This is a genomic window from Streptomyces longisporus (genome assembly GCF_039532765.1).
GTDB lineage: Bacteria > Actinomycetota > Actinomycetes > Streptomycetales > Streptomycetaceae > Streptomyces > Streptomyces longisporus.
On record NZ_BAAASG010000028.1, the window covers coordinates 263,754 to 278,643 of the forward strand.

Sequence of the window (14,890 nt, forward strand, 5' to 3'; positions counted from 1 at the left end):
GGGTGGAGACGAAGGAGCGGGTCATGCATACGATGAGCCGCATGGGTGACGTACTGGCCGGATTTCATGCCGCCTGGGAGTTCGAGTCCGACTCCGTGCTCATCCGCTACGAACGGGGGATTCGAACACCCAAGCTCTTCCAGGCCCTGGGGGAACGCCGGGTGCCGCTGGAGGCGATCTCCGGGGTGACGCTGTCCCCCGGCAAGCGCGGCACCGTCGTCCTGCGGGCGGAGCTGCGGCCCGGGGCGGATCCGCTGCTGGAGGCGGCTGCGGGGCAGCTGAAGGAAGGGTGCGATCCGTACCGGCTGGTGCTGCCTGCCGAGCGGGACGCTCTCGCCGAGTACTACGCCGATGAACTGCGGGGGCTGCTGACCGCGGACGGGGAGCCCGCCGAGCGGTTTCTGGTGGCCGCGCCCGAGGCGCCCCGGCAGTTCAAGGCGTATGACGCCAAGGCGTCCTTCGACGGGAAGACCGTGCACTTCAGGTGGTTCTGGACGGGGGCGTCGTCGGCGAAGTGGAAGGCCGGCGACCAGAGCTTTCCCGTCGGGGAGCTGAGTGGGGTGGAGTGGCGGTCGCCGGAGGTGTTCGAGGGGCATCTGCGGTTGTTGCGGCGTAGTGCTGCGCAGGAGGCTGCGCAGGCTGTGCAGGTCGATCAGGATCCGGCGGCCGTGGTGTTCGGCTTGGGGTACGGGCCTGTGCATGAGTCGTTGCCGTTCGCGGCGGCTGTGCTGGCTGCGGTGCGGGGGGCCGGGGCGGCGGCTGTGGTGTCGGCCGGTGCGCCGAGGCGCGATCCGGCCGACATCGCCGAGCGCATTCGTCACCTGGGGGAGCTGCATCAGGCGGGGCTGGTGACGGACGAGGAGTTCTCCGTCAAGAAGGCGGAGTTGTTGGCGGAGCTTTAGGCAGGTCGCCGGGTGCGGGGGCGCTTGCCCTACTCCCTGCCTGCTGAAGCGAAGGACATGTCCGGGTAACGCGTGCCGGCCACCTTGGACGCGATCGGCTCCAGTGCCGCCAGTTCGTCGTCCGTCAGGACGATCGCCGTTGCCGCTGCGTTCTCCTCCACCCGCCTGACCTTTGTCGTGCCCGGGATCTGGGCCACGGCCAGGTCGTGGACCGTGGCTCGTTGCTGGACCCAGGCCAGGGCGATCTGGGCCGGGGAGGCGTTGTGGGCCTCGGCCACGGTGCGGATGGGGTCGAGGAGGGCGGCGTTGGCGGCCGCGTTGTCGCCCTGGAAGCGGGGCATCGTGCGGCGGACGTCGCCGTCGGTGAGGTCCTTGTCCGCGTTGGAGAAGGAGCCGGCGAGGAAGCCACGGCCGAGCGGGGAGTACGGCACCAGGGCCACGCCCAGTTCGCGCGCGGCCGGCACCACGTTGGCCTCGATGTCCCGGCTGAACAGGGACCACTCCGACTGCACGGCGGCGATCGGGTGCACGGCCTGCGCGGCCCGCAGTTCGTCGGCGGTGACCTCACTGAGGCCGAGGTGCTTGACCTTGCCCTCGCGGACCAGCTCGGCCATGGCGCCGACGGTCTCCTCGATCGGGACGTTCACATCGCGCCGGTGCATGTAGTAGAGGTCGATGACGTCGACGTCCAGGCGGCGCAGGCTGCCCTCGGCGGCCTGGCGGACGTACGGCGCGTCGCCGCGGATGACCCGCTTGGTGCGGTCGCCCGCCGGCACGCGTACGCCGAACTTCGTCGCGATGACGACCTCGTCGCGGTGCGCCTTGAAGAAGGGCGACAGGAAACGCTCGTTGTCGCCGTCGCCGTAGCCCTCCGCCGTGTCGTACAGCGTGACGCCCAGCTCCAGCGCCCGCTCCAGGGTGGCCCGCGCCTCCTCCGCATCCGAGGGGCCGTACGCCCAGCTCATGCCCATGCAGCCGAGGCCCTGTACGCCGACCTCGGGGCCGTCGGCGCCCAGTCGTACGGTCGGGATCCTGCTGTCCGTCATCGCACCTTCTCCGCGTAGAAACTGATCTTCCGGTCGAGCACCGCGAGGGTGTCCTGGAGCTCCGCCATCCGGGACAGCACGTCCCGGCGGGTCTGCTCGAGCAGTTCGAAGCGCTCGCCGAACGTGTGGTCGCCCTCGCGCACCAGTTCCGCGTACCGCACCATGTCGGCGACCGGCATACCGGTGAGCCGGAGCTTGCCCACGAGGTCCAGCCAGTCGAGGTCGCGGTTGCTGTAGCGGCGCTGGCCCGTGTGCGAGCGGTCCACGTGCGGCATCAGGCCGATGCGCTCGTACCAGCGCAGGGTGTGCGCGGTGAGGCCGGTGAACGCGACGACCTCGCTGATCGTGTAACTGTCCTGGCCTTCGGGGCGTCGATGGGGGTGGGGCGGGGCACCGCAGCTGTCGGTCCGGGTGGGCGTGGTCTCCATCACCGTCATGACCTCAACGCTATGGCCTTCGAGTGCACTCCAAGCAAGCGGAACCGGTAAGAAATCGGCGGGACATGGCGCGTCGGCGGTGGCTGGCGTGCGGGGCATGAGTCTTGTACGCCGGGCCGTGCCCGAGGACGCGCAGGAAGTGCTGCGGCTGCGCCAGGTGATGATCGATGCGCTGCCGGGGTCGGATCCTGCCACGGACTGGCACGCGCAGTCGCTGCCGGGGCTGCGGGAGAGGCTGGGCGAGACGGAGGGGAACTTCGCCGCGTTCGTCGTCGACCATCCCGAGCGGCCGGGGGCATTGGCCGCGCTGGTGGCCGGGACGGTGGACTACCGCATCGGGAAGGCGGGCGATCCGCACGGGGCGGTCGGCTTCGTCTTCAGTGTGGCGACCGATCCGGACGCGCGCCGTCGCGGGTATGCGCGGGCATGCATGGACGTACTGCTGGACTGGTTCCGGCAGCGCGGCGCCGCGCGTGTGCACCTGACCGCCTCCCCGGACGCCGAGCCGCTCTATGTGTCGCTCGGGTTCAAGCCCAAGCCCGACCCGTTGCTGGAGCTCACCCTGTGAGCGCTTAGGCTCGACGGCATGTCGCTGAAGAGCCTTGCACTGATCGAAAACTGGCCGGTTCCCACCGCTGCGGCGGGTGTGGTGCGGGGCGACGGCACGGTCCTCGGCACCCATGGTCCGGTCGGCCACCGCTTCCCGCTCGCCTCGGTCACCAAGCCGCTCACCGCGTACGCCGCCCTCGTCGCCTACGAGGAGGGCGCGATCGAGCTCGACGAACCGGCGGGGCCGCCCGGCTCGACGGTGCGCCATCTGCTGGCCCACACCTCGGGGCTCGCGTTCGACGAGCACCGGGTGACCGCGCCGGCCGGGGAGCGGCGGCTGTACTCCAACGCCGGGTTCGAGCAGCTCGGCGACCACATCGCCAAGGCGACGGACATCCCGTTCGGGGAGTATCTGCGGCAGGCGGTGCTGGAGCCGCTGGGGATGAGCGGTACGTCACTGGAGGGCTCCCCCGCCAAGGACGGCGTCTCGACGGTCGAGGACCTGCTGCGGTTCGCGGCCGAGGTGCAGAGGCCGCGGCTGCTGGATCCGCGGACGGTGGCGCAGGCGATGACGGTGCAGTACCCGGGGACGAAGGGGGTCCTGCCGGGGTACGGGCATCAGAATCCGAACGACTGGGGGCTCGGCTTCGAGATCCGTGACTCCAAGTCGCCGCACTGGACGGGCTCTTCGTCCTCGCCGCGGACCTTCGGGCACTTCGGGCAGGCGGGTACGTTCCTGTGGGTCGACCCCGACGCGGGGGTGGCGGGCGTGGCCCTGACCGACCGGGCCTTCGGGCCGTGGGCGGTGGAGGCCTGGCCGGTGTTCACGGATGCGGTGCTCTCGGAGCTGAGGTCGGCCTGACCGGCCTCGTCCTCAGACGCCGGACGGGCTGAGTGGTGCCGGCCGGCGTCAGGAAGGGACCGTCATCTCCCAGATCAACAGCTCCGCGGTCGTCGCGGCCAGTGCCTCCATGTCCTTGGCGTCCGTGATGCGGGCCGCGTCTCCCGGGCCCAAACGCTCGCCCTCCAGGCGCACTTCGCCGCGTACGACGTGGACGTAGACGTGGCTCCCGTCCGGGACCGCCGTGCGCTCCCCCGCGGTCAGGCGGCGTACGTGAAGCATGGCGCCCGCCTCCGGGACGGCGTACGGGGTCGAGTCCGCGATGCCGTGGACGATCTCGTATGCGGGGTCGCCGCCGGGGTCGCGGGGGGCCAGCCACATCTGGACGAAGGTCAGGGGGACGTCGCCGTCGTTGCGCTCCACGTGTCGTACGCCCGCGGCCGAGCTCAGCCGCTGGACGTCGCCGGGCCGGACCGTCGTCTCGTGGCCGAAGGAGTCACGGTGGGTCAGCTCGCCCTCGACCACCCACGTCACGATCTCGGTGTGGCTGTGCGGGTGTTCGTCGAAGCCGGCGCCTGGCGCGAGCCGCTCCTCGTTGCAGGCGATCACCGCGCCGAAGCGGAGGTTGTCGGGGTCGTAGTGCGGGCCGAAGGAGAAGGCGTGCCACGACTCGATGCCGGCTGCCGGGTCGCCCCCTGGGTAGCGCTCCGCAGCGCGCCGTACGTCCATCACGAAGTCCACGGTAGACCCGGCGACGCACGCTCCCGTCCGGATAAGGCAGTCTTGTCCCCGTGCCCGAACCCGAAACGAGCAAGCCCGAAGCCGCCGCGCCCCGCGTCCACCCGCACGCAGCGACCCTGAAGCGACTGGAGAAGTCCTCCGGCTCTCTCGCCCAGCAGGCCATCGCACGCATGGACGAGACGCTGCCGTGGTACCGGGCGATGCCCCCGGAGAACCGTTCCTGGATCGGGTTGGTCGCCCAGGCCGGAATCGCCGCCTTCACCGAGTGGTTCCGGCATCCCGATGCCCCGCAGGCCATCTCGACGGATGTGTTCGGGACCGCGCCCCGTGAGCTGACCAGGGCGATCACGCTGCGGCAGACCGTGGAGATGGTGCGCACCACCATCGAGGTCATGGAGTCCGCGATCGACGAGGTGGCGGCGCCCGGCGACGAGAGCGTGCTGCGCGAGGCGCTGCTCGTGTACGCCCGGGAGATCGCCTTCGCCACCGCGCAGGTGTACGCCCAGGCCGCCGAGGCACGCGGTGCCTGGGACGCGCGCCTGGAGTCGCTCGTCGTCAATGCGGTGCTCAGCGGGGAGGCCGACGAGGGCGCCGTCAGCCGGGCCGCCGCCCTGGGGTGGAACGCCCCCGAGCATGTGTGTGTCGTCCTCGGGACCGCCCCCGACGGGGACTCCGAGTTGACGGTGGAGGCGATCCGGCGGGCCGCCCGGCACGCCAAGCTGCAGGTGCTCACCGGGGTGCTCGGGGATCGGCTCGTCGTCATCGCCGGCGGCAGCGACAACCCGATCGGTGTGGCCAAGTCGCTGATCGGGCCGTATGCGGCCGGGGCCGTGGTGGCCGGGCCGGTGGTGGCCGATCTGCTCGCCGCGACCCGCTCCGCGCAGGCCGCTGCCGCCGGTCTCAAAGCGTGTTCCGCCTGGCAGGACGCGCCGCGGCCGGTACTGGCGGACGATCTGCTTCCGGAGCGCGCGATCGCCGGTGACCCGAGCGCGCGCGAGCAGCTGGTGGAGGAGATCTACAGACCGCTGGAGGAGGCCGGGTCGGCGCTTTTGGAGACGCTCTCCGTCTATCTGGAGCAGGCGAGCAGTCTGGAAGGCGCCGCCCGGATGCTCTTCGTTCACCCGAACACCGTGCGCTACCGGCTCCGACGTGTGACTGACGTCACCGGTTGGTCACCTTCCGATGTACGCTCCGCCTTCACGCTGCGGATCGCGCTGATCCTGGGGCGTCTGGCCGACGGGGATCTCCCCGCCTAGTCTTTTGTCGGGGGTCCACAAAACCCCCCCGTGTTCTTCGTCCCTGTCCCCACGGGCGGCCTTGGCCGTCCACAAGAGAGAGTGTGAGAGTGCTCGTACTCGTCGCTCCCGGCCAGGGCGCCCAGACGCCCGGCTTCCTGACTCCCTGGCTCGAACTGCCCGGTGCCGCTGACCGCGTCGCCGCCTGGTCGGACGCCGTCGGACTGGATCTCGCCCACTACGGCACGAAGGCCGACGCGGAGGAGATCCGCGACACCGCCGTGGCCCAGCCGCTGCTCGTCGCCGCCGGCATCCTGTCCGCCGCGGCACTCGGTGCCATCACGCCGGGGGCCGTCGCGGGCCACAGCGTCGGCGAGATCACCGCCGCCGCCTTCGCGGGCATCCTCGACGACACCTCCGCGCTCACCCTCGTACGCAAGCGGGGTCTGGCCATGGCCGACGCCGCCGCGATCACCGAGACCGGGATGTCTGCGCTGCTCGGCGGCGACCCGGAGGTCTCCGTCGCGCACCTGGAGAAGCTGGGCCTCACCCCGGCGAACGTGAACGGCGCGGGCCAGATCGTCGCCGCGGGCACGCTGGAGCAGCTCGCCGTGCTGAACGAGGACAAGCCCGAGGGCGTCCGCAAGGTCGTCCCGCTGAAGGTCGCCGGCGCCTTCCACACGCACCACATGGCGCCCGCCGTCGACGCGCTGGCCAAGGCCGCCGCCGAACTGGCGCCCGCCGACCCGAAGTTCACGTACGTGTCCAACAAGGACGGGCAGACGGTCGCGACCGGCGCCGAGGTGCTGGAGCGCCTGGTCGGCCAGGTCGCCAACCCGGTCCGCTGGGACCTGTGCATGGAGACCTTCAAGGAGCTCGGCGCGACCGCCCTGATCGAGGTCTCCCCCGGAGGCACGCTGGTCGGCCTCGCCAAGCGCGCGCTGCCGGGCGTGAAGACGCTCGCGCTGAAGACCCCCGACGACCTCGACGCGGCCCGCGAGCTCATCTCCGAGCACGCCAACGCCTGACACCAAGGAGCCGTACGAACATGTCGAAGATCAAGCCCAGCAAGGGCGCCCCGTACGCGCGCATCCTCGGTGTGGGCGGCTACCGCCCGACCCGGGTGGTGCCCAACGAGGTGATCCTCGAGACGATCGACTCGTCCGACGAGTGGATCCGTTCGCGCTCCGGCATCGAGACCCGGCACTGGGCCTCCGCCGAGGAGACCGTCGCCGCGATGTCGATCGAGGCGTCCGGCAAGGCGATCGCCGACGCCGGGATCTCCGCCGAGCAGATCGGCGGCGTGATCGTGTCGACCGTGTCGCACTTCAAGCAGACCCCCGCCGTGGCCACGGAGATCGCCGACAAGCTCGGCACGAACAAGGCCGCCGCATTCGACATCTCCGCGGGCTGCGCCGGCTTCGGCTACGGCCTCACCCTCGCCAAGGGCATGATCATCGAGGGCTCCGCGGAGTACGTCCTGGTCATCGGCGTGGAGCGGCTGTCCGACCTCACCGACCTTGAGGACCGTGCGACGGCCTTCCTGTTCGGCGACGGTGCGGGCGCGGTCGTGGTCGGCCCCTCCACGGAGCCGGCGATCGGCCCGACGGTGTGGGGCTCGGAGGGCGACAAGTCCGAGACGATCAAGCAGACCGTGGCGTGGAACGAGTACGACAGCTCCACGGACAAGTTCCCTGCGATCACGCAGGAGGGCCAGGCGGTGTTCCGCTGGGCCGTGTTCGAGATGGCGAAGGTCGCCCAGCAGGCGCTGGACGCGGCCGGGATCACCCCGGACGACCTGGACGTCTTCATTCCCCACCAGGCCAACGAGCGGATCATCGACTCGATGGTGAAGACGCTGAAACTGCCGGAGCACGTCACGGTCGCGCGTGACGTACGCACCACCGGCAACACCTCGGCCGCCTCGATTCCGCTCGCCATGGAGCGGCTTCTGGCGACCGGTGAGGCGAAGAGCGGCGACACCGCGCTCGTCATCGGCTTCGGGGCGGGTCTCGTGTACGCCGCGACGGTCGTTACCCTCCCCTAGGCACTCCGTGCCGGATCATCATCGGATCCGGTGCGGAAAGCACTGCAAAACCTGCCGCTGACGCGGCGGGCGCCACACCCTCTGGATTACTACGAAGGAGCGCCTGACATGGCCGCCACTCAGGAAGAGATCGTCGCCGGTCTCGCCGACATCGTGAACGAGATCGCCGGCATCCCGGTTGAGGACGTCCAGCTGGACAAGTCCTTCACCGACGACCTGGACGTCGACTCGCTGTCCATGGTCGAGGTCGTCGTCGCCGCCGAAGAGCGCTTCGACGTCAAGATCCCGGACGAGGACGTCAAGAACCTCAAGACGGTCGGCGACGCGACCGACTACATCCTCAAGCACCAGGCCTGAGCCTTCTAGGCCAGGCTGCATTGCCCCGCCACCCGGCGGTGGCGCCGCTGAATCCCGATCCGTTGGAGAAAGAATTCCCGTGAGCCCGACCAATCGCACCGTGGTCGTCACCGGTATCGGCGCAACCACACCGCTGGGTGGCGACGCAGCCTCTACCTGGGAGGGCCTGATCGCCGGCAAGTCCGGCGTGAAGCCCCTGGAGCAGGAGTGGGCCGCCGAGCAGGCGGTCCGTATCGCCGCGCCGGTCGCCGTGGAGCCCACCGAGGTCATCCCCCGGCCGCAGGCCCGCCGCCTGGACCGCTCGGCGCAGTTCGCGCTGATCGCGGCCAAGGAGGCCTGGGCGGACGCCGGTTTCACCGAGAAGGCCGGTGACGACGCGAGCATCGACCCGGACCGTCTCGGTGCCGTCATCGCCTCCGGCATCGGCGGTGTGACGACCCTGCTCGACCAGTACGACGTGCTCAAGGAGAAGGGCGTACGCCGCGTCTCCCCGCACACCGTCCCCATGCTGATGCCGAACAGCCCCTCCGCCAACGTGGGCCTGCTCGTGGGCGCCCGTGCGGGCGTGCACACGCCGGTCTCCGCGTGCGCCTCGGGCGCCGAGGCCATCGGCTACGCCATCGAGATGATCCGCACCGGCCGCGCCGACGTCGTCGTCGCGGGTGGCACGGAGGCGGCCATCCACCCGCTGCCCATCGCCGCGTTCGGCAACATGATGGCGATGTCCAAGAACAACGACGACCCGCAGGGCGCCTCGCGGCCCTACGACGTCGCCCGTGACGGCTTCGTCCTCGGCGAGGGCGCCGGCGTCCTCGTCCTGGAGTCCGCCGAGCACGCCGCCAAGCGCGGCGCCCGCGTGTACGCGGAGGCGGTCGGCCAGGGCATCTCCGCCGACAGCCACGACATCGTGCAGCCGGAGCCCGAGGGCCGCGGCATCTCGCACGCCCTGCAGAACCTGCTGGAGCGCACCGATCTGGACCCGGCGGAGATCGTGCACGTCAACGCGCACGCCACCTCGACGCCTGCCGGTGACGTGGCCGAGCTGAAGGCGCTGCGGAAGGTGTTCGGCGACGATGCCGACCACATGGCGGTCTCGGCGACCAAGTCGATGACCGGTCATCTGCTGGGCGGTGCGGGCGGGGTCGAGTCCGTCGCCACGATCCTGGCGCTGTACCACCGGGTTGCTCCGCCGACCATCAATGTCGAGAACCTTGATCCTGAGGCGGAGGCGGCTGCGGACATCGTCCGCGGTGAGGCGCGGAAGCTGCCCGTCGAGGGCCGTATCGCGGCCCTCAACGACTCCTTCGGGTTCGGTGGGCACAACGTGGTGCTGGCGTTCCGTACGGTCTGATTGCCGTGAACGGCGAGTGGCCCGTCCCCGGGGTGGGGGCGGGCCGCTCGCCGTTCTGACGTCTGTTGTCGGCCGACTGCGGGCCGTCTGTGGCTGATCGCGCCCACGCGGCGGAGCCGCACATCGATACAGCCCCGCGCCCCTGAAGACCAAGAACAGGGCGGTTCAGACCACCTGGTGGAGCCAGCGCACCGGAGCGCCCTCCCCCGCATACCTGAACGGCTCCAACTCGTCGTCCCACGGCTTGCCCAGGAGCTTGGTGATTTCGGACTCCAGTTCCGTCTCGCCCTGCTGTGACCGGGCGAGGGCGGCGCGGAGGCGGTCCTCGGGGATGAGGATGTCACCGTGGATGCCGGTGACGGCGTGGAAGATGCCTAGGTCGGGGGTGCAGCTGTAGCGTTCGCCCTCCGCGGTGGGGCAGGGCTCGGCGGTGACCTCGAAGCGCAGGAGTTGCCAGCCGCGCAGCGCGGAGGCGAGCTTGGACGCCGTGCCGACCTCGCCCTTCCAGGAGAACTCCGAGCGCCAGGTGCCCGGCGCGGCGGGCTGCCGGATCCAGTCGAGGTTGACGCGTGTGCCGAGCACCCCGGCGACGGCCCACTCGACGTGCGGGCACAGCGCGCGCGGCGCGGAGTGCACGTACAGAACCCCACGTGTCGTCACCGGGACCTCCGGGCAGAGCAGGACAATCTGGCGAACGGGCGGACGGCCGTGGCCGGACGGCCACGTTGATGGCGAGGCTACCGTGCGGCGGCGCAAGGAGTGTGACGTACCGTCGGTCCCGATGCGCTGAAACGTCCGCCATTCACCCGGCAGGACGCTTGTACGGGTGTGAACCGTTGCAGGGTGCGTGGATCGGGAACTCCCGCGCGTTGTTATGGGGTGACACATCCGTACACAGACGGACGCACCGAGGGGATCACCGGCGTATGCGGAAGCCAAGCCACCGTTCACGGACCGTTCTCGCCGCCGTGGCGGCGACCGTCCTGGGCGTCGCCGGGTGTGACGCCGTCGGTGGCAACTCCGCCGGGCCGACGGGCACGAAGGCGCACAGCGCGAAGCCCGCGCCGGCGTGGGACGTGAGTCCCCGTTCGATCGCCGCCGTCGGCGACTCCATCACCCGCGGCTTCGACGCCTGTACGGTCCTGTCGGACTGCCCCGAGGTGTCCTGGGCGACCGGCAGCAGCGCCGAGGTCGACAGCCTCGCCGTACGGCTGCTGGGGAAGGCGCAGGCCGCCGAGCGCAGCTGGAACTACGCGGTGACCGGGGCGCGGATGGCGGACCTGCCGGGTCAGATGGCGCAGGCCGTGACGCGCAGGCCGCAGTTGGTGACGGTGATGGCGGGGGCGAACGACGCCTGCCGGGCCAGCACCGCCGCCATGACCTCGGTGGAGAGCTTCCGCGCCGACTTCCAGGACGCGCTGAGCACCCTGCGCAGGTCGCTGCCGAAGACACAGGTGTACGTGGCGAGCGTGCCGAACCTGAAGCGGCTGTGGTCCGAGGGGCGCACCAACCCGCTGGGCAAGCAGGTGTGGAAGCTCGGGATCTGCCCCTCCATGCTGGGCGACGCGGACGCGCTGGACGCGGCGGCGACGCTGCGGCGGGACACCGTGCAGAAGCGGGTGGAGGCGTACAACACGGTGCTCAAGGAGGTCTGTGCGAAGGACCGGCGGTGCCGGTTCGACGGGGGCGCGGTGTACGACTACCGGTTCGGTACGGCCCAGTTGAGCCAGTGGGACTGGTTCCATCCCAGTGTGAACGGGCAGGCGCGGCTCGCGGAGATCGCCTACCGGAAGGTCACGGGGAGGTAGGCGTGAGGTGCTGTGATCCGGGGCGACAGGGCCGTGACCTAAAGTTCCGCACATGAACGAACTCTTCGGCACACTTCCCGACGGCACCCCGGTCCACCGCTGGACCCTGGAGCGGGCCGGCGTGCGGGTCCGGATCCTGTCGTACGGCGGGATCGTGCAGTCCCTGGAGGTCCCGGACCGGGACGGGCGGGCCGGGGACGTGGTGCTGGGGTTCGCGGACCTGGACGGCTATCTCACGCACCCGGAGCCGTACCTCGGCGCGCTGATCGGCCGGTACGCCAACCGGATCGCGGGCGGCCGCTTCCCGCTGGACGGGGTGACGTACGCGCTGGAGCAGAACACGCCGCCCAACTCCCTGCACGGCGGCGGGCGCGGCTTCGACAAGCGGGTGTGGGAGGTGACGCGGGCCGGGGAGTACGGGGTGCGGCTGAGCCGGGTCAGTGCGCATGGCGAGGAGGGCTTCCCGGGGCGGCTGGAGGTCTCGGCGACGTTCACGCTCGACGAGTCCGGCGCCCTGCGCATCGCGTACGAGGCGGTGACGGACGCGCCGACCGTGGTGAACCTGACGAACCACAGCTACTTCAGCCTCGGCGGCTCGGGCAGCGCCGGCGGCCACGAACTGCGGCTGGCCGCCTCCCGCTACACGCCGGTCGACGCCGACCTGATCCCGACCGGCGAGCTCGCCGACGTGACGGGCACCCGCTTCGACTTCCGTCAGGCGCGGAAGGTCGGCGCCGGGTACGACCACAACTTCGTGCTCGACGGCGGAGTCACCGAGACCGCCCGTGAGGTGGCCGAACTGCACGATCCCGCTTCCGGCAGGGTGCTGACCGTGGCCACCACAGAACCCGGCCTCCAGCTCTACACCGCGGACCACCTGTCGGCCCCCTTCGCCCCCGGCGACGGCATCGCGCTGGAGACCCAGCACTTCCCCGACTCCCCGAACCACCCGGACTTCCCGAGCACGGTGCTGCGGCCGGGCGGGGCGTTCCGGTCGGAGACGGTGTACGGCTTCACCACCCGCTAGCGGCGGGGGAACGCACGAGCCCCGGCCCAGGGGTCAGGTCCCGGGCCGGGGCTGTTCGTGGGGAGACTTGTCCCGGATCAGACGTTAATCGTCGCGGTGAGTCGGCGGTCGGTGATCGAGCGGCTCACCTGGATCTCGTACGAACCCTTCACAAATGACCATGAGTTCGTTTCCTCGTCCCAGACCTCGAAGGCGCGGCGGGGGATCTCGATGACCGCTTCGGCCGTCTCGCCGGGGGCCGCCTCGACGCCCGCGAAGCCCGCCAGCCGGCGTGCCGGGCGGTCGGGGCCGGGCTCGGCCGGCGCCAGGTAGACCTGGACGACCTCCCGGCCCGCGCGCTCGCCGCAGTTGCGGACGCGGATCGTGGCGGTGGTGCCGTCGACCTCGACGGACTCGTAGGTCCAGTCGGTGTAGCCGAGGCCGTGACCGAAGGGGTACGAGGGGGTGCGGCCCTGCTTCTCCCAGGCCCGATAGCCGATGAAGACGTCCTCGGTGTACGCGAGTTCGCCGCGCTCGGGCACCACCTGGGTGACCGGGGCGTCGGACAGCGAGCCCCAGGTGGTGGGCAGGCGGCCGCCCGGCTCGTACGCGCCGGTCAGCACGTCCGCGAGGGCCGCGCCGCCCTCCTGGCCGGGGAACCAGCTGAGCAGGACCGCGGCGACCTCGTCCCGCCACGGCAGCTCGACCGGGGAGCCGGAGTTGACGACCACGACGGTGTTCGGGTTGGCGGCGGCGACCGCGCGGACCAGGTCGTCCTGGCGGCCGGGGAGGTCGAGGTCCTTGCGGTCGAAGCCCTCCGACTCGACTCGGTCGGTGGTGGCGACCACGACGACCGCGGTGTCTGCGGCGCGGGCGGCCTCGACGGCCTCGGCGATCAGCTCGTCGCCGTCGCGCTGCGGCTCCAGATGGGCCAGGGCGAAGGCGACGACCTTGAGGGGGAAGTCCTCGGGGAGCGCGTAGACGTAGGTGAGGGAGACCTCGACCGGTCGGCCCGCGGTCAGTTCGGCCTGCGCGCGGGGCACCGGGGCGCCGAAGAACGCCTCGAAGGGGTCGCTGTCGTCGGCGGGGCCCTGGAGGTCGTCGTAGTACGTCGTGCCGTCGACGGTGAGGGTGAAGTGGCCGGTGCCCTTGATACCGAAGGTGTGCAGGCCGGTCTCGCGCGGGGTGAAGGTGCCGGTCAGCTCGACGGTGTGCAGGCGGTCGTGGGTGACGCCCTCGGGGAGGTCGGAACCCATCCACTGGATCTGGCCGCTGGGGGCGGAGGCCGTGCCGATGACGTTCCCGTCCGCGTCCCGGCACACCGCCCGCAGCTCGAAGCCCTTGTCGGCGACGGCGAGTTCGGTGGTGGGGTCGGCGCCGACGGCGTAGCTGAGGGTGCCCTCGGGGAGGGCGGCGGTGAGGCCGTCGAGCGGGGAGACGATCCGGGCCGGGAAGACCGTGGCCGAACCCCCGCCAAGGACGCGGGCGTCGCGGGCGGCGGCGCCGATCAGCGCCACCGTGCCCGGCTTGAGGGGCAGGGCGTTGTTCTCGTTCCTCACCAGGACGAAGGCGCGGCGGGCGATCTCACGGGCCAGTGCGATGCCGTCGACGGGCTCGGGCAGTGCGGTGACGGCCGGCTCGGCGCTCTCCAGGGCTCCGACGCGGGCGGCGAGCCGCAGGACGTTGCGTACGGCCTCGTCGACGACGGCCTCCTCGACCTTGCCGTCCCGCACCGCCTGGGCTAGCGGGGCTCCGTACACGGTCTGCGGGCCGGGCATGGCGACGTCCAGGCCGCCCTCGATGGCGCCGACCGTCGAGCGGGCGGCCATCCAGTCGGAGACGTTGTAGCCGTCGAAGCCCCATTCGCCGCGCAGGACCTCGTTCACCAGGTGGCGGTGCTCGGTCATCGTCGTGCCGTTGACCGTGTTGTAGGCGGTCATGATGCCCCAGGGGTGCGCGTTCTCGACGATGAGCTCGAAGGGCGCCAGGTAGAGCTCGCGCAGGGCGCGCCGGGAGACCAGGTTGTTGACGGTGAAGCGGTCGGTCTCGGCGTCGTTGGCGACGAAGTGCTTGACGGTGGTGCCGACGCCGCCCGACTGGACGCCCTGCACATACCCCGTACCGATCAGCCCGGTCAGATACGGGTCCTCGCTGTAGGCCTCGAAGTGCCGTCCGCCGAGCGGGGAGCGGTGCAGATTGACCGTCGGCGCGAGGAGAACGTGCACGCCCTTGCGCCGGGCCTCCTGCGCGAGCAGGGTGCCCGCGCGGCGGGCGAGTTGCGGGTCCCAGGTGGCGGCCAGGGCGGTCGGGGACGGCAGGGCGACGGAGGGGTCGTCGGCGGTCCAGCGCACTCCCCGGACGCCGATCGGGCCGTCGGACATGACGAGCGACTTCAGGCCGATCTCCGGCAGGGCGGGCAGGGACCACATGTCCTGGCCGGACAGCAGCCGGGCCTTGGCGTCCAGGTCCAGCTTGCCGAGCGCCGCGTCCACGGCGGCCTCGCGCGCACTGTCGGCCGGAGAGGTTCCAGGGGTTCCCGCCATGGCGGTGCCTCCTCATCGAGTCATGTC

General features: G+C 71.1%; 15 protein-coding genes. 10 read left to right on the forward strand and 5 right to left on the reverse strand.

Annotation, left to right across the window (positions count from 1 at the left end):
• Positions 1 to 32 precede the first annotated feature (32 nt).
• Entirely contained in the window at positions 33 to 902 is an 870-nt protein-coding gene (locus ABD355_RS42190; protein WP_344406726.1) for a DUF4429 domain-containing protein, read from the forward strand.
• 29 nt (positions 903 to 931) lie between these two features.
• Here the strand turns inward: ABD355_RS42190 and ABD355_RS42195 are convergent, their stop codons facing one another.
• Both ABD355_RS42195 and ABD355_RS42200 read right to left on the reverse strand, forming a co-directional pair.
• Complete coding sequence (locus tag ABD355_RS42195) at positions 932 to 1,948, reverse strand: aldo/keto reductase (protein WP_344406577.1); 1,017 nt, start codon at positions 1,946 to 1,948, stop codon at positions 932 to 934.
• Positions 1,945 to 2,385: a MerR family transcriptional regulator gene (locus ABD355_RS42200; RefSeq protein WP_115908394.1), complete on the reverse strand. Its 441-nt coding sequence runs from the start codon at positions 2,383 to 2,385 to the stop codon at positions 1,945 to 1,947. Before ABD355_RS42200 ends, ABD355_RS42195 begins: the two co-directional genes overlap by 4 nt.
• Before the next feature lie 97 nt (positions 2,386 to 2,482).
• Here ABD355_RS42200 and ABD355_RS42205 point away from each other — a divergent pair, with 97 nt between their 5' ends.
• Together ABD355_RS42205 and ABD355_RS42210 are read left to right on the forward strand one after the other, a co-directional pair.
• Positions 2,483 to 2,953 (forward strand): GNAT family N-acetyltransferase, encoded by a 471-nt coding sequence (locus ABD355_RS42205; protein ID WP_344406579.1) that lies wholly within the window; start codon positions 2,483 to 2,485, stop codon positions 2,951 to 2,953.
• Positions 2,954 to 2,971: 18 nt separating this feature from the next.
• Positions 2,972 to 3,796 carry a serine hydrolase domain-containing protein gene (locus tag ABD355_RS42210; protein ID WP_344406581.1) on the forward strand — a complete coding sequence of 275 codons (825 nt, stop codon included), beginning with the start codon at positions 2,972 to 2,974 and terminating at the stop codon, positions 3,794 to 3,796.
• A 48-nt stretch (positions 3,797 to 3,844) separates the two neighbouring features.
• Here the strand turns inward: ABD355_RS42210 and ABD355_RS42215 are convergent, their stop codons facing one another.
• Positions 3,845 to 4,504, reverse strand: coding sequence for a pirin family protein (locus ABD355_RS42215; RefSeq protein WP_344406728.1), 660 nt, complete (start codon positions 4,502 to 4,504; stop codon positions 3,845 to 3,847).
• Positions 4,505 to 4,566: 62 nt separating this feature from the next.
• On the opposite strand from ABD355_RS42215, the gene fasR reads away from it, so the two are divergent.
• The 5 genes from fasR to fabF all read left to right on the forward strand — a co-directional run bounded on the left by fasR (position 4,567) and on the right by fabF (position 9,506).
• Complete coding sequence (gene fasR, locus ABD355_RS42220; RefSeq protein ID WP_344406582.1) at positions 4,567 to 5,772, forward strand: fatty acid biosynthesis transcriptional regulator FasR; 1,206 nt, start codon at positions 4,567 to 4,569, stop codon at positions 5,770 to 5,772.
• Between the two features lie 89 nt (positions 5,773 to 5,861).
• Positions 5,862 to 6,779, forward strand: coding sequence for an ACP S-malonyltransferase (locus ABD355_RS42225; RefSeq protein WP_344406584.1), 918 nt, complete (start codon positions 5,862 to 5,864; stop codon positions 6,777 to 6,779).
• 20 nt (positions 6,780 to 6,799) lie between these two features.
• On the forward strand, positions 6,800 to 7,798 hold the full coding sequence (locus ABD355_RS42230; RefSeq protein ID WP_344406585.1) for a ketoacyl-ACP synthase III: 999 nt from the start codon (positions 6,800 to 6,802) through the stop codon (positions 7,796 to 7,798).
• A 108-nt stretch (positions 7,799 to 7,906) separates the two neighbouring features.
• Positions 7,907 to 8,155, forward strand: coding sequence for an acyl carrier protein (locus ABD355_RS42235; RefSeq protein WP_015660680.1), 249 nt, complete (start codon positions 7,907 to 7,909; stop codon positions 8,153 to 8,155).
• Positions 8,156 to 8,234: 79 nt separating this feature from the next.
• Positions 8,235 to 9,506 (forward strand): beta-ketoacyl-ACP synthase II, encoded by a 1,272-nt coding sequence (gene fabF / locus ABD355_RS42240; RefSeq protein WP_099928643.1) that lies wholly within the window; start codon positions 8,235 to 8,237, stop codon positions 9,504 to 9,506.
• 165 nt (positions 9,507 to 9,671) lie between these two features.
• Here fabF and ABD355_RS42245 read toward each other — a convergent pair whose 3' ends face one another.
• Complete coding sequence (locus tag ABD355_RS42245) at positions 9,672 to 10,166, reverse strand: DUF3145 domain-containing protein (protein WP_344406586.1); 495 nt, start codon at positions 10,164 to 10,166, stop codon at positions 9,672 to 9,674.
• Positions 10,167 to 10,432: 266 nt separating this feature from the next.
• Between ABD355_RS42245 and ABD355_RS42250 the strand changes: the two genes are divergently transcribed.
• Positions 10,433 to 11,314 (forward strand): SGNH/GDSL hydrolase family protein, encoded by an 882-nt coding sequence (locus ABD355_RS42250; RefSeq protein ID WP_344406587.1) that lies wholly within the window; start codon positions 10,433 to 10,435, stop codon positions 11,312 to 11,314.
• Positions 11,315 to 11,366: 52 nt separating this feature from the next.
• Positions 11,367 to 12,341: an aldose epimerase family protein gene (locus ABD355_RS42255; RefSeq protein WP_344406588.1), complete on the forward strand. Its 975-nt coding sequence runs from the start codon at positions 11,367 to 11,369 to the stop codon at positions 12,339 to 12,341.
• A 77-nt stretch (positions 12,342 to 12,418) separates the two neighbouring features.
• Here ABD355_RS42255 and ABD355_RS42260 read toward each other — a convergent pair whose 3' ends face one another.
• Complete coding sequence (locus ABD355_RS42260; protein ID WP_344406589.1) at positions 12,419 to 14,863, reverse strand: beta-glucosidase family protein; 2,445 nt, start codon at positions 14,861 to 14,863, stop codon at positions 12,419 to 12,421.
• Between the last annotated feature and the right edge of the window lie 27 nt (positions 14,864 to 14,890).

Bases quoted from the DNA above. Each gene is read 5' to 3' on its own strand.
- ABD355_RS42190 (WP_344406726.1), top strand. From the start codon at position 33: ATGAGCCGCATGGGTGACGTACTGGCCGGATTTCATGCCGCCTGGGAG.
- ABD355_RS42195 (WP_344406577.1), bottom strand. From the start codon at position 1,948: ATGACGGACAGCAGGATCCCGACCGTACGACTGGGCGCCGACGGCCCC.
- ABD355_RS42200 (WP_115908394.1), bottom strand. From the start codon at position 2,385: ATGACGGTGATGGAGACCACGCCCACCCGGACCGACAGCTGCGGTGCC.
- ABD355_RS42205 (WP_344406579.1), top strand. From the start codon at position 2,483: ATGAGTCTTGTACGCCGGGCCGTGCCCGAGGACGCGCAGGAAGTGCTG.
- ABD355_RS42210 (WP_344406581.1), top strand. From the start codon at position 2,972: ATGTCGCTGAAGAGCCTTGCACTGATCGAAAACTGGCCGGTTCCCACC.
- ABD355_RS42215 (WP_344406728.1), bottom strand. From the start codon at position 4,504: ATGGACGTACGGCGCGCTGCGGAGCGCTACCCAGGGGGCGACCCGGCA.
- ABD355_RS42230 (WP_344406585.1), top strand. From the start codon at position 6,800: ATGTCGAAGATCAAGCCCAGCAAGGGCGCCCCGTACGCGCGCATCCTC.
- ABD355_RS42235 (WP_015660680.1), top strand. From the start codon at position 7,907: ATGGCCGCCACTCAGGAAGAGATCGTCGCCGGTCTCGCCGACATCGTG.
- ABD355_RS42250 (WP_344406587.1), top strand. From the start codon at position 10,433: ATGCGGAAGCCAAGCCACCGTTCACGGACCGTTCTCGCCGCCGTGGCG.
- ABD355_RS42255 (WP_344406588.1), top strand. From the start codon at position 11,367: ATGAACGAACTCTTCGGCACACTTCCCGACGGCACCCCGGTCCACCGC.
- ABD355_RS42260 (WP_344406589.1), bottom strand. From the start codon at position 14,863: ATGGCGGGAACCCCTGGAACCTCTCCGGCCGACAGTGCGCGCGAGGCC.